Genomic DNA, 14,276 nt, shown 5'->3' on the forward strand with positions numbered 1-14,276 from the left:
CAGTACTTTATAGATTAAAAGTATTTGCGGGTTTTTTGTTGGGCGTAGAAGTAAGCAGTTAATCCATTAAGCTCTTTTATCCAAAGGTAATACTTTGGTTAGCGGCCATTCGTTAAGTGGCACAGGGCGAGCGTAATAGAAACCTTGCGCCTGTTTACAATGTAGCGCATTAAGCAATTCTGCTTGCTCTTTGGTTTCAATCCCTTCAGCGACAATTTCAATATTTAACGTGCTTGTCATTTGTAAGATGGATGCCACTACTGAGGTTTCTAAGGTTTCTTTTTTTAGATTATCAATAAAGCAGCGATCTATTTTCAAACAGTCAAACGGCATCTTATGCAAGTATGCCAAAGATGAATAACCTGTACCAAAGTCATCAATAGCAATCCCTACACCAAGACGACGAATACGCGTCATGTTCTCGAGTAAGACAGGATCGTTATCCACAATATGTGATTCAGTGACTTCCAAGGTTAGGTTCTTAGGTGGCAATTTAGTTTGGGCTAAAATATCAGCCACTGTTTGAGTAAAGCTTGGCATAGATAATTGGTGTACCGAGATATTCACATGCAAGTGGAAATCTTCAGGCCACAGCCCAGCGTCAATCTGGTTTTTTGTATCTTGGCAGGCAGTGTGTAGAACTTGCTGACCAATAAAGGAAATTTGTCCATACTCCTCTGCGATAGGAATAAATTCAAGCGGTGGGATCAGGCCATTTTCAGGGCAAATCCAACGCGCTAGAGCTTCGGCGCCAATCACGCGTCCAGTTTCAAGTTCAACTAAAGGTTGATAGTAAGGGACGAATTCGCGACTTTCTAACGCGCGGTTAATCCGCACAATCGTCTGGGTGCGCTTAAACGAATCGGATGCCATCTCTGAGGTGTAATACATCATACGGCGAGGATCAGATTTCGCATGGTTGAGAGCGATGCTAGTATTGTGCATCCATTGATTAATGTCTTCGGCATCTTCTGTTGAGCTAATTCCCATGACGACATGAATCAAGACTTCTTCAGTACCGACCTTAATCGGAGCTTGGAAGGTTTTCTTAATTGAATCAATTAGCTGATTAATGTGAAAACTACGGCTTGGGTGAGGGATATAAATAATAAACTCATCCCCATTGATTCGAGCGAGTATATTTTCAGCATGCAACAAGCTTTTTAAGCGCTCAGCCATGATCATCAAGACCTTGTCCCCACGGAAATGGCCTAAAGTATCATTGATATCGCGAAAGCGCTCGACACTACAAATCAAAAATGACCCAATCTGAGTATTATTCTCAAGACGTCTTGCTGTGACTGCATCGATAAAGCCTTGACGACTATAGAGGCGAGTTAAGGAATCATAAGTTATTTGCTCGCGTAGCGTATCAAATGAGCGGCGCAAGGTTGTGGTCATATCATTAAATGAATGCACCATAGAATTGATTTCATCAATCCGACCTAAAGCAGGCATTTTTGCATCCCAATTGCCTTGTGAGATTTTATGCGCAGCGGCAGCCGTTTCACGGATAGGGCGCGTGATACGGGTGAAGCCAATGAATACGCCAAGCATTACAATCAAGGCAATAAGGGCAACTAAGAACAATGCATGAGTTTGACGTTTTTCAATATCACCTAAAATCGCACTTTCAGGCAGAGTCACCGCAATCGTCCAACTTAAGTTATGGTTATTCTTATATGGATAAATAAAATTAAAATAGCTTTCTCCGTTTAAGTCGAAAGAAAATTCGCCTTCAGTTTCGCTCGTTAAATTTTTATTTATAAAGTTTTCAGCAAGTTGGTGTAAAACAGGATCTTCTATATCAATAATATTATTGCGATGTTGCTGTTGGTTTTTGGTATAAAATAAAGATTCAGAGTTTGATTGTGCAATCAATTTATTGCTTTGATCAAAAATAATGATCCGCGCTTGAGTTTGTTGTTGTAGCCTATCCAAGAATGTATGGAAAGTACTTAAACGAATATCAGAAGCTAAAACGCCATAAAGCTGATCATCGATAATGATCGGCGCGCTCGCTGACATATTCAAATATTGCAGATCATCAATGTTGGTATATAAGTCGGACCAAGACGGTTTTTGAATACTTGCTGAGGATTGATACCAAGGGCGATTTAAAGGGCTATAACCTTGAATTCGAGAGATAATCTGAGATTCAACATTGTCACCACGAAAGATAGTGAGTTGATCATTGGTACGTGGATCTTTAAGCATCAAAGAGGTGCTTTTGTCATCATTTTGACGAAAGCCAATGTATTTGCCTTCTGGTGTCCCAATGCTAATCGAGTCAATTTGCTCAACACTTGGGAGTAGACGCTGGAAATTTTGCTTTAAAATTTGTTCTGCAGCGGGGAAATCAAGTTGACCATTAGCTTTGACATAATCCTTTTGTAACGTAGCAATGGTGTCGCTTAATCTGAGGTTAACCTTAAAAGGTTCATCTAAAAAAGATGTTAAACCTAAGTCTATCCCTTTTGCGATAGAGTTAAGTTGACGTTGACTGAGGGTTTTGAGCGTACTTTCGTAGCTCGATTTTTGTACCCAAGTCACAATTCCTATCGTGACAAGTAGCACGAGAATGAAAGGAACAATGACCGCAGTCCTTAGCGTATAATTTGAAAGTTTCAGCATTAAAACCTTGAACCAAAAAGAGGGAAAGAAAATATAATTAATTTATCTGTTAGTTTCTTTTGGGGCAAAAAACTAATAACGTTCCATCGTTACTAAGATTAATTAAAAATTACCATATATTGATCAAATAATAATGTATTAATTTTACACTGAAACTTAACTAATTGTAAATTAGCTGATAACAAACTCTGGTGGTGTTACTTGATTAAAACTTTTTATAACCGTGATATATTCACAAAATAAATAAGCTTATTATATATTTATATATCCACCTCATCACGTTTAGTTATATTTGATATTCCATATCTTTATGCCTTATCTACACCCAATTCTTTTAATTTTCGCGTAATTGTATTACGTCCCCAACCTAATAGTTTGGCTGCATCTTGTTTATGTCCGCGGGTATGCTTGAGCGCGGTTTCGATCAAGAGTTTGGCAAACTCGTCTTGGACCTCAATTAAAGCTTGCGTATTTTGGCTTTTTAGCTCGTTTTCAGCCCAAGCACAAAATGAAGCTTGCCAATTATTTGAGCTGATATCATTTTGCTGAATAGAATGAAAAGATCCGTTAGCGTCAGGGTGAACACCATGATTGCCGGTATTTTGTTCATTATGCTCACCATCGGCGTTTGCTAAATGCTGATTGAGGTTCGCACTTGAGTGCGGAGAATTTGCCGTTTGAGGGGATTTATTTAAGATCTCTTCAGGTAAATCATCAACCAAGATTTCATTACCAGAAGCCATCACAGTCAGCCAGCGGCAAGTATTTTCAAGTTGGCGCACATTGCCCGGCCATTGAAAACTTTGCATTACAGCGAGGCTTTCTTGGGTTAAGACTTTGTGCTCGATTGCCATTTCAGTCGCTGCGCGATGCAAGAAGTGCTCCGCAAGGCGTGGAATATCTTGCAAACGTTCACGCAAAGGCGGGATCTGGATGCGAATGACATTCAAGCGGTGGAATAAATCTTCACGAAATTCGCCAAGTTGCGCTTTGCGCTCAAGGTTTTGGTGGGTGGCAGCAATAATGCGTACATCCACTTTGATTGGTGAATGACCACCAACACGATAGAACTGACCATCGGCAAGAACACGTAACAGCCTCGTTTGGATCTCGAGCGGCATATCACCGATTTCATCTAAAAATAAAGTCCCGCCATTGGCTTGCTCAAAACGTCCTTTGCGTACTGCGCCGGCGCCAGTAAAAGCACCTTTCTCATGTCCAAAGAGTTCAGATTCAATTAAGTCTCTTGGGATCGCAGCCATATTCAGCGCAATAAAAGGTTCATTGACACGTGGGCTATGACGATGCAATGCATGTGCCACAAGCTCTTTACCTGTGCCCGATTCACCATTAATTAGCACTGAGATGGATGAGCGAGACAAGCGTCCAATTGCGCGAAACACCTCTTGCATGGCTGGCGCTTCACCTAAGATCTCCGGCATCGTTTGCGGTGTTTGGCCTTGATCTGACTGATTAAGGCTAGTTTTGACTTCTTGGCTGTGCGCAAGCGCACGCTCGACTAAGCCTAAGGTTTCATCGATATCAAAAGGTTTAGGCAAGTATTCAAAGGCGCCTTTTTGATAGGCATTGACTGCTGCATCAAGATCAGAGTGAGCAGTCATGATAATCACAGGTAAGTTTGGATGATCCGCTTGGACTTGTTTAAGCAGTTTTAAGCCGTCCATGCCCGACATCCGAATATCCGAAATAAGTACATCCGGAGTATGCGTATTGAGTGCCTCAAGGACGCTTTCACCATCGACAAAGGTTTCACAACCAATGTTGGCCGAAGAGAGAGTTTTCTCTAAGACCCAACGGATGGCGCTATCATCATCCACAATCCAAACTTTTCCTTTACTCATATCTGATTTCCTTTGATTGCAAATGTTTATTTCTGAATAGGTAAGTAAATGCTAAAACAAGTGTGCCCCGGCCAACTTTCGACATCAATTTTGCCTTGATGCTGGTCAATCAGGTTTTGCGCGATAGATAAGCCTAATCCTGTGCCACCTTCACGCCCACTGATCATAGGATAAAATAGGGTATCTTGAAGCTCACTTGGAATGCCCGGCCCGTTGTCTTGAATCTCGATTCGAGCAACTAACTTGTGGCGTTGACCATGAATATTGGCTTGATAAATAGTGCGGCTAGTTAAGGTGATTTTGCCCTCAAAGGCTTCATCTTGCTCTTGCATGTGGGCTTTGTGCTGCTGAAGAATTTGCGCCGCATTTTGAGTGATATTTAATAAGGCTTGTTCGATTTGAATCGTATCTATCATAACCTCGGGCATACTTGGATCATAATCACGTTCGATCACGATTTGATGCCCAAACTCAAGCTCCACCAGTTGGCGCACCTTTTCTAAAATCTGATGTAAATTAAAGTTCTTACGCTCACTGGGTTTTTGCGGGCCGAGTAATCTATCTACCAACTCACGCAAGCGATCGGCTTGTTCTATGATAACCCCGGTATATTCTTGTAAATCTTGCTTATCATTGAGCATGCGATTTAAAAGTTGCGCTGCGCCGCGCAGGCCGCCAAGTGGATTTTTGATTTCGTGTGCCAAGCCGCGCACCAGTAATTTGGCAGCTTGCTGCTGGGCGTGTTGATTGAGTTCTTGGCTTAAGCGACGTTGCTGATCGATATGACGAATTTCAATTAAGAGCAGTAGCTTTTTATTTAAGGTAATCGGACTGGCTGTGACTTCAAGTAATAAGGGCTTGCCGTTTATCACAAAGGTTACGTCACTATCTGTAATGCTTTGACCACTTTGTAGTGGTTGGTTTAAGAGCGCTAGGTCAAGGGATGCATGTTGAATTTGACTTGAAATGGGCGTTCCGACTAAGCGTTTGGAGCTCTGCGAGAAAAGCTGTTGAGCTGAACTATTGGCATATTGAATAGTCATTTTGTCATCGAGCAAAATTGTTGCTGTAACTAAGTGTTCGAGCACTCGGGCTGCTAATTCATGGATAGGTTTATCATCAATAAGAAGTTCCATTATGCTTTCCTTTAGAGCGCCTTTATATTTGAATTTCAACTTAAATCTTTGAGTATTAAGGTTAAATTAAAATAAAAATTCGAATATAAAGCCAAAATTAGTGACAAAAAAAGCCCACCCGTAGGCGAGCTTAGTTTTTAGAGTCTTTTGTCTATACGAGTCGTAATTTCTCTATGCGAGCAAATTATACTGAGTAGTAAAGTTCAAACTCAAGTGGGTGAGTTGTCATGTTTACTTTCTCAACATCTTGCGCTTTCAGAGCGATATAAGAATCGATGAAGTCATCAGAGAATACGCCGCCAGCTGTTAGGAACTCACGGTCTGCGTCAAGCGCTTCTAGTGCGTCTTTTAGAGAGTAAGCAACAGTTGGGATTTCAGCTGCTTCTTCTGCTGGTAGGTCATATAGATCTTTATCCATAGCATCGCCAGGGTGGATCTTGTTCTTAATACCGTCAAGGCCAGCCATAAGCATAGCTGCGAAGCATAGGTATGGGTTCGCTGTTGGATCCGCGAAACGTACTTCGATACGACGAGCTTTTGCAGATGGTACCACTGGGATACGAATCGATGCAGAACGGTTACGTGCAGAGTATGCAAGCATAACAGGTGCTTCAAATCCAGGTACAAGACGCTTGTATGAGTTAGTTGAAGCGTTCGCAAATGCGTTGATTGCGCGAGCGTGCTTGATGATACCGCCGATGTAGTAAAGTGCAGTTTCAGAAAGGCCGCCGTACTTATCGCCAGCAAATAGGTTTTGACCATCTTTTGCTAGAGATTGGTGAACGTGCATACCAGAGCCGTTATCACCTACAAGTGGTTTTGGCATAAAGGTTGCTGTTTTGCCATAAGCGTGTGCAACGTTATGTACAACATACTTATAGATTTGGATTTCATCAGCTTTGCTAGTTAGCGTGTTGAAACGAGTTGCGATTTCGTTTTGACCCGCAGTTGCCACTTCGTGGTGATGCGCTTCAACAACAAGACCCATTTCTTCCATGATTAGACACATAGCAGAACGGATGTCTTGAGATGAGTCAACAGGAGCAACTGGGAAATAACCACCTTTCACGCCTGGACGGTGACCTTTGTTACCACCTTCAACTTCGCTACCTGTGTTCCAAGAAGCTTCGATATCATCGATTTTGTAGAAAGAACCAGAAATATCTGTGTTGAATTTTACGTCATCAAATAGGAAGAACTCTGGCTCTGGACCAACTAGAACTGTGTCAGCAATACCTGTTGAACGCATGAAGTCTTCAGCACGTTTTGCGATAGAGCGTGGATCACGGTCATAACCTTGCATCGTTGCAGGCTCAAGAATGTCACAACGAATGTTTAGTGTTGCGTCTTCTGTGAACGGGTCAAGCACAGCGCTTGATGCGTCAGGCATCATCACCATGTCAGATTCGTTGATGCCTTTCCAGCCAGCAACAGATGAACCATCAAACATCTTGCCTTCTTCGAAGAAGTCAGCATCGATTTGGTGAGAAGGGATAGAGATGTGTTGCTCTTTACCTTTTGTATCCGTGAAACGTAAATCAACAAACTTCACTTCGTTTTCAGCGATTAGGGAAAGGACATTTTCTACAGACATGGTGGATAACCTCCGGTGTTAATCAAAATAGGGCACAATCACGCATCAATTGTGAGCACGCAATCATGAAAAATTTGTATTCATGAGTTTTTTGTAAATGCTATGCCAACTAATGCGAAAAGCGTGCCAATAAATAAAATCCGTTATTAATCAATATTTTAAATAAAAATGAATTTATTTACAGAGCAATCCGCACCAAAATAATGCAAAGTTAATTTGCGCAAAGCACCTAAATGGTGCAATCAGTTTGATTCTGGTGCAAACGTTTGTCTCAATTTCATTTCGCCTTTTTTCGGTGCAAATGTCAATCTTGTATTATTTTTTAGTTTCATTTTAAGTTCAAAAAGTGACGTTACTATGGCAATCAGGCATCTTAAATTAAGATTTGAATACTTTTTCAACAATAACTAGACTTATTTCTAGGGGATTGAGCAAAAATCTGCTACATTGTGCGCGATTCCTATCTATTTTTTTATGAGTGAATAAAATTCCATGAGCACACCTTCAATCGATAAATTAAGAAACATCGCAATTATCGCCCACGTTGACCACGGTAAAACGACCCTTGTTGATAAACTTCTCCAACAATCAGGCACGCTAGAATCGCGTGGTGAAGCTGAAGAACGCGTCATGGATTCGAATGATATCGAAAAAGAGCGTGGCATTACCATTCTTGCGAAAAACACCGCAATTAACTGGAATGACTACCGCATTAACATCGTAGACACCCCAGGACACGCCGACTTCGGTGGTGAAGTGGAGCGTATCATGTCTATGGTTGACTCTGTATTGCTTATCGTTGACGCAGTAGATGGCCCTATGCCACAAACGCGTTTCGTTACTCAAAAAGCATTCGCACACGGCCTGAAGCCAATCGTTGTTATCAACAAAATCGACCGTCCGGGCGCACGTCCTGATTGGGTTATGGATCAAGTATTTGACCTATTTGACAACCTTGGTGCAACCGATGAGCAGCTTGACTTCCAAGTTGTTTACGCATCAGCACTAAACGGCTGGGCAACACTTGAAGAAGGCGAAACTGGCGAGAACATGGAACCATTGTTCCAAGCTGTTGTTGACACAGTTGAGCCACCAAAAGTTGATATCGATGGCGCATTGCAAATGCAAATCTCTCAACTTGATTACAACTCTTATGTTGGCGTTATCGGTGTTGCACGTGTAACTCGTGGTAGCGTGAAACCAAACCAACAAGTCACTATCGTTAGTGCTGACGGCAAAAAACGTAACGGTAAAGTTGGTACAGTTCTTGGTTACCTTGGTCTTGAGCGTCACGAAGTTGACGTTGCAAACGCAGGTGACATCATCGCAATCACAGGTCTTGGCGAGCTAAAAATCTCTGACACCATCTGTGATGTGAACGCAGTTGAGCCAATGGAACCACTTTCTGTTGATGAACCAACAGTAACCATGACGTTCCAAGTAAACACTTCTCCATTCGCAGGTAAAGAAGGTAAGTTCGTGACGTCACGTAACATCCTTGAGCGTCTTGAGAAAGAACTTGTGCACAACGTTGCACTACGTGTTGAGCAAACTGATGATCCAGACAAATTCAAAGTTTCTGGTCGTGGTGAGCTTCACCTTTCTATCTTGATCGAAAACATGCGTCGTGAAGGCTTCGAGCTTGCTGTATCACGTCCTGAAGTTATCATCAAAGAAGAAGATGGTCAGAAAATGGAACCATTTGAAACCGTAACCATTGATGTTCTTGAAGAGCACCAAGGCGGTATCATGGAAAACATTGGCCTACGTAAAGGTGAGCTAACGGATATGTCTCCAGATGGTAAAGGCCGTGTTCGCATGGACTTCATGATGCCTTCTCGTGGCCTTATCGGTTTCCAAACTGAGTTCCTAACACTTACTTCTGGTTCTGGTTTAATGTACCACTCGTTTGATCACTACGGCCCACACAAAGGCGGTACAATTGGTCAACGTCAAAATGGTGTATTGATCTCTAACGCAACTGGTAAAGCTCTGACTTACGCTCTGTTTAACCTACAAGATCGTGGTCGTTTATTTACTGAGCACGCGGATGAAGTATACGAAGGTCAAGTTATCGGTATTCATAACCGTTCAAACGACCTTACAGTTAACTGCTTGAAAGGTAAGCAATTAACTAACGTTCGTGCATCAGGTACTGATGAAGCACAAACACTTTCTCCTGCAATCAAATATACGCTTGAGCAAGCGCTTGAGTTTATCGATGATGATGAGCTAGTAGAAGTTACACCAGAAAACATTCGTATTCGTAAGAAATTCCTTACTGAAAACGACCGTAAGCGTGCTGCGCGTAGCGGTAACTAATTAATCGATTAGAGAGTAATCTCTTGATTAATTAATAAGATAAAAGAAAGCCGACAGTTTTGCGATTGTCGGCTTTTTGTTGCGTGGAATTCAAGATTGGTTATGATTGATAACAAATAATAAACTTCAAGGACGACAATATATGGCTGGTTCTAAAACACAAAACTTCTTTCAATACCTGCGTTACCTTAAAGAGCGTATTGATGAAGACAGAGTCACAATGCAAGCAGGTTATTTAACCTACATCACTTTACTTTCACTTGTTCCGCTTGCAACTGTACTTTTAACCGCAGTCTCTAAATTTGATGCCTTTGGTGATATTAGCCAAAAGCTGCAAGATATGGTGTTCTCAAATTTTGTGCCAGCTGCTGGTGAAGCGGTGCAAGAGGCAATGAATAAGTTTATCGGCAATATGTCAGGCATGAGTACGGTCGGTGGTGTATTTGTCTTTATTACCGCTATGATGCTGATTTCGAATATAGATAAGAACCTCAACTTTATCTGGCGAATCAAAGAAAAGCGCAGCTTTATGCAGTCCTTTTCAATGTATTGGCTCGTGCTAACCCTTGGCCCTGTGTTGATGGGGGTTAGTTTAGCTTTGACTTCAACCGTAACCGTTGAGTCTTATTTAAGTGATGAAGTGGTTGGTTTTTTCTATAAGCTCTTACCTGTGATCTTTTCTACTTTCATGTTTTGGGGACTATATTTAGTTGTGCCAATTGCGAAAGTTGAATGGAAACATGCTTTGATTGGTGGTGTTGTTGCGGCTATTTTATTTGAAACGGCGAAGAAAGGCTTTGCGATGTATATCATTGCTTTCCCATCTTATCAGCTGATTTATGGCGCGCTTGCCGCGATCCCAATTCTATTTGTCTGGGTGTATCTTTCTTGGATGATTATCTTGTTTGGCGCAGAAATTACCGCAAGCTTAGGTGAGCGTTATCAAGAAAAACAAAAGCAATTAGCTATGCTCGAATTAGAAGGTAAGTCACCTGAATTGGAGCCATCTTCGGGTCAAAACAAAGAAGATCCAAAGCTAATTAATGAAGATGAAGAAGATTTACCACACTTTTCGACTTTAGATACACAAGATGATGATATTGAATTAGGTGAAGTACACGTCATCACAGACACAAAAAAGGAACGTAAATGATAGCTTTAATTCAGCGCGTCACACATGCTAACGTCGAAGTGGCAGGTGAGCGTATTGGCGAAATTGACCAAGGTTTGTTGGTGCTTCTCGGTGTCGAAGCGGAAGATGATAGCGCCAAGTTGAAACGCCTCGCAGATAAAGTAATGGGGTATCGCATTTTTAGTGATGAAAATGGCAAGATGAATTTAAACGTCAAACAAGTTGGCGGTAAATTATTAGTCGTATCGCAGTTTACCCTTGCAGCGGATACCCAAAGCGGTTTAAGACCGAGCTTCTCAAAAGGCGCAGCGCCTGATCTTGCAAATAAATTATATCAAGAGTTTTTAAACTATTGCCAAGGATCTGGTGTCGAAACTCAAAGTGGTGAGTTTGCCGCAGATATGCAAGTGAGCTTAACCAATGATGGGCCTGTGACTTTTTGGTTGCAAGTCTGATTGTTTTAAGCTGCTGCTAATCGCCAAACTAAAGCTATATAAGGATATATATGTTTAAAATCGTCACCCCAAAGACACCTCAAGAACTTGAGCGTTATTTTCATTTTAGGTGGCAAGTGCTGCGTGAACCGCTACATATGCCGCTTGGCTCGGAGCGCGATGAATATGATGAAATGAGTGCCCACCGCATGATTGTGGATGGACGTGGACGCATCATGGCTGCGGGGCGGGTGTATTTAACGCCTAACAATGAAGGCCAGATCCGCTTTATGGCGGTGCGCTCAAATCATAGAGGCAAAGGGTTAGGTTCTTTGATCTTGGTTGCGCTTGAGTCCTATGCGCTACAAGAAGGTGCAAAGCGTTTGGTATGTAATGCACGTGAGCATGCCGTGACTTTTTATGAAAGAAATGGCTTCCAAAACCAAGGTGAGCTGACTGATGAGCGGGGTCCAAACCGACATCAACAAATGCTCAAGGAGCTGAACCCTCTGACGCAAGTTAAGCATCGACCAGATTGGTGTGACGAGTTGCAAAAGCGTTGGCAAGAAGAAATTCCAATTTGCGGTAAGGTTGGGGTGAAAGTCGCGCAATACACAGGCTATAGTTTTGAATGTACTGCGCCGATCACGCCGAATATTAACCCGCATGAAACTATGTTTGCTGGCTCTATGTTCTCTTTGTGTACCTTAACCGGTTGGGGAATGGCGTGGCTCTTGATGCGTGAACGTGGGCTTGCTGCAGATATTATTTTAGCCGATAGTCAAATGCGCTTTCGTGCACCGGTGAAGGGCAGCCCGATTGCGCGCACCTCACTTGACCATGTGAGTGGGGATTTAGATCGCTTAGCCAATGGCCGTCGCGCACGGATTATTGTACGCGTTGTGGTGATTTGCGATGGGGTTGAAGCGGCTGAATTTATTGGCACCTATATGCTGATGACGGACTTTCTTGGCGAAGCGCCTATTCTGAAATAACCTCTGTTTGTTGCTCTAAATCTTGATGAGGCTTGTTTTCTGGCAAGTCCTCATCTGATTTTTGAGTCTCACCATCCTGTTCCTGTTCTTTTTCCTGTCCCTGCGCTTTTTCTGACTCGTTCTGTCTTTGGGTTGAATCTTGCGGATGGGTCGGATCAAAGCTTATTTGTTTGCCACCCTTTTGATAGCTATAAATCAAACTCGACTTGTCTTCAATAAGATCATAACTGCCTGAAAATTCGAATTTAAAGTAGGGGTTTAGTAATGAAAATGGCATCAGCTGGATCTTGCCTCGGTCGGCCTTAATCGCTATTTTTGAAAGCTCCACTGGTGTTCGGGTGGTATACGGCTGCTCTATACTGGTTTGGCTTAAATTGTGCTGACGAGTATCAAGTGCTTGAACCTCTTCAGGGATAAACACATCATACGCATCAAGTTCAAAATTACCGCTTAAGGTATGATTTAAACTAATTCTATCCGCGCCCAACCCGTTTAGCGACAGCTTAGCTTGGCTAAAGCCATCCAGATAAAGCGGCCAGTGGAGAGTCTGGTTAGTTTGTAGGTATCGGCTATATAAGCGCAAAGGCAAACCATCAGCTTGCACATTTAATTCCCAAGGGCGACTGACAGAGGCTAAATCCATTTCACCTGTGGCTTTGATCACCCCATCTGCCAACGGGAAGAAAAAGCGTTCAATCTTGAACTTTTGATCTTGATTGGTGAGCTTAATAATCGGCTGCTCACTCGTAATACTATCATAGGTCGCCTTGTTGGCTTCGAGAGTCATTTGACCTTGCCATAAGCCCCATTTACCTTGTTGCATCAAGTTTAAATCTTTGCCATCGGCGCTAAATCCAGTGAGCTGAACTTTAGGTTGATGGTTAATATCCGTGTATTGGATATTACTTAGGTCTAGCTTATCTATTTGAATATTTTGTATTTTATCAAATATCTGAGCCCATAAATTTTTTGCATTATCGCTCGGGAACCAGCGTAAGTTGTGCGCACCGATTTCTGTGAAGTTTAGTTGCTCTGGCGAGATCTGGCCTGAGATATTCATCCGTCCCAATAAGCCTTGAGTGCTCGCTGTCAGTTCAATGTTTTGAGGCTCAAGTTTGGCTTCGAGAGCGGGGAGTTCAAATAATTCACCAAATAGGCTAAAAGCTTGGGCACCGATGCGCACGTTGGCAGATTCTTGTTGCCATAAGCCTTGGTTCAATTTGGCATTTTGCAGATCTAAATTTAAATGCTCTAAGCTAAAATCTTGGCCTGCGATGCTGACATCATTAAAGCTTAAGTCAGCGATGTGCAAAGGAATATTTAGGTTTAACGCCTCTGTATCTTTGGCTTGGGTTGTGAGGTTTAAGATTTCGCTCAGCTCATTTTTATCAATCCGCATGTCTGATAATTGGGCTTGTTCAATTTGCCAGATTTGTTGCGTTTGCGCTGACTTTTCAAGACCGCGAACTTTCACTCTACCCTGCTGCCAGTTGAATGCTAAGGCATAAATCAGGCTACTTTCTGGGCTTACTTTCGCATCTAAAATAAACTTATCCAGCGCGATCCCTTGCCAATACACTTGGTCAACTTGCGCTTGAACTTCACCATAAAATGGAAAATAGAACCCAGACTCGGCCGGTTTGCTCCAATGTGGGGCGTTGATTTGAATTTTCGCATCACGTAATAACCAACCTTGCTTAGAGACAAATTCGACGTCTTCAAGAGTTAGGAATTCTACTTGGGTGGGAATTAGTAGACTGTCATACTGCTCAGCAAACTTACGTAAGATGGCTCGATCTGTGAGATTAATACCTTGTACTTCTAAGCTTTCGACAATGAGCTTAAAATTCTCAAGTGGGTTCTCTTTAAATTGCGCTTGGATCGAATCAATCGTAAATGGTTGTGGTGAGTTTTGTGCCTGTAGATTTGCCTCAGATGTTTGTTCTGTCTTGGGTGTTAATTGAATGGATTTCAAGCCGATATTATATGGCTTAAGCAGATCATACTCGACGTGCATCACTTGCACTGGGGTGTGTAGGTAATAGGATAAAAACTTCGAGACGATCGCCGGTGCATACTGAGTTTGTAAGCTATAAGCAAACCCAAACAAGCCCAATAAGATGAGGAGAATGAAACAAACGATGATGCGAATGACAATTTGCATGAT

The 14,276-nt window shown here is 42.2% G+C and carries 9 protein-coding genes; 4 read left to right on the forward strand and 5 right to left on the reverse strand.

Annotated features, from left to right (window positions below; all coding sequences use genetic code 11):
- Positions 1-66: 66 nt before the first annotated feature.
- The 4 genes from AC2VOY_RS07410 to glnA all read right to left on the reverse strand — a co-directional run bounded on the left by AC2VOY_RS07410 (position 67) and on the right by glnA (position 7,226).
- Positions 67-2,634: a bifunctional diguanylate cyclase/phosphodiesterase gene (locus tag AC2VOY_RS07410; RefSeq protein WP_491830665.1), complete on the reverse strand. Its 2,568-nt coding sequence runs from the start codon at positions 2,632-2,634 to the stop codon at positions 67-69.
- Between the two features lie 308 nt (positions 2,635-2,942).
- Positions 2,943-4,496 (reverse strand): nitrogen regulation protein NR(I), encoded by a 1,554-nt coding sequence (gene glnG / locus AC2VOY_RS07415; protein ID WP_491830666.1) that lies wholly within the window; start codon positions 4,494-4,496, stop codon positions 2,943-2,945.
- Positions 4,497-4,522: 26 nt separating this feature from the next.
- The gene (glnL, locus tag AC2VOY_RS07420; protein WP_491830667.1) at positions 4,523-5,632 is read right to left on the reverse strand and encodes a nitrogen regulation protein NR(II); all 1,110 of its coding nucleotides are present in this window, start codon (positions 5,630-5,632) and stop codon (positions 4,523-4,525) included.
- A 184-nt stretch (positions 5,633-5,816) separates the two neighbouring features.
- A complete protein-coding gene (gene glnA, locus AC2VOY_RS07425) occupies positions 5,817-7,226 on the reverse strand; it encodes a glutamate--ammonia ligase (RefSeq protein WP_491830668.1) in 1,410 nt (469 codons plus the stop codon).
- Positions 7,227-7,718: 492 nt separating this feature from the next.
- Here glnA and typA point away from each other — a divergent pair, with 492 nt between their 5' ends.
- The 4 genes from typA (at position 7,719) to AC2VOY_RS07445 (ending at position 12,109) form a co-directional block, all read left to right on the forward strand.
- Positions 7,719-9,548 (forward strand): translational GTPase TypA, encoded by a 1,830-nt coding sequence (gene typA, locus AC2VOY_RS07430; RefSeq protein ID WP_491830669.1) that lies wholly within the window; start codon positions 7,719-7,721, stop codon positions 9,546-9,548.
- Between the two features lie 142 nt (positions 9,549-9,690).
- Entirely contained in the window at positions 9,691-10,701 is a 1,011-nt protein-coding gene (locus tag AC2VOY_RS07435; RefSeq protein WP_491830671.1) for a virulence factor BrkB family protein, read from the forward strand.
- On the forward strand, positions 10,698-11,135 hold the full coding sequence (dtd, locus tag AC2VOY_RS07440; protein ID WP_491830672.1) for a D-aminoacyl-tRNA deacylase: 438 nt from the start codon (positions 10,698-10,700) through the stop codon (positions 11,133-11,135). Before AC2VOY_RS07435 ends, dtd begins: the two co-directional genes overlap by 4 nt.
- Before the next feature lie 50 nt (positions 11,136-11,185).
- Positions 11,186-12,109 carry a bifunctional GNAT family N-acetyltransferase/hotdog fold thioesterase gene (locus AC2VOY_RS07445; RefSeq protein WP_491830673.1) on the forward strand — a complete coding sequence of 308 codons (924 nt, stop codon included), beginning with the start codon at positions 11,186-11,188 and terminating at the stop codon, positions 12,107-12,109.
- Here the strand turns inward: AC2VOY_RS07445 and AC2VOY_RS07450 are convergent.
- Complete coding sequence (locus AC2VOY_RS07450) at positions 12,096-14,273, reverse strand: AsmA family protein (RefSeq protein WP_491830675.1); 2,178 nt, start codon at positions 14,271-14,273, stop codon at positions 12,096-12,098. The genes AC2VOY_RS07445 and AC2VOY_RS07450 overlap by 14 nt on opposite strands.
- Between the last annotated feature and the right edge of the window lie 3 nt (positions 14,274-14,276).

It is taken from the genome of Vibrio sp. KMM 9700 (assembly GCF_058545285.1).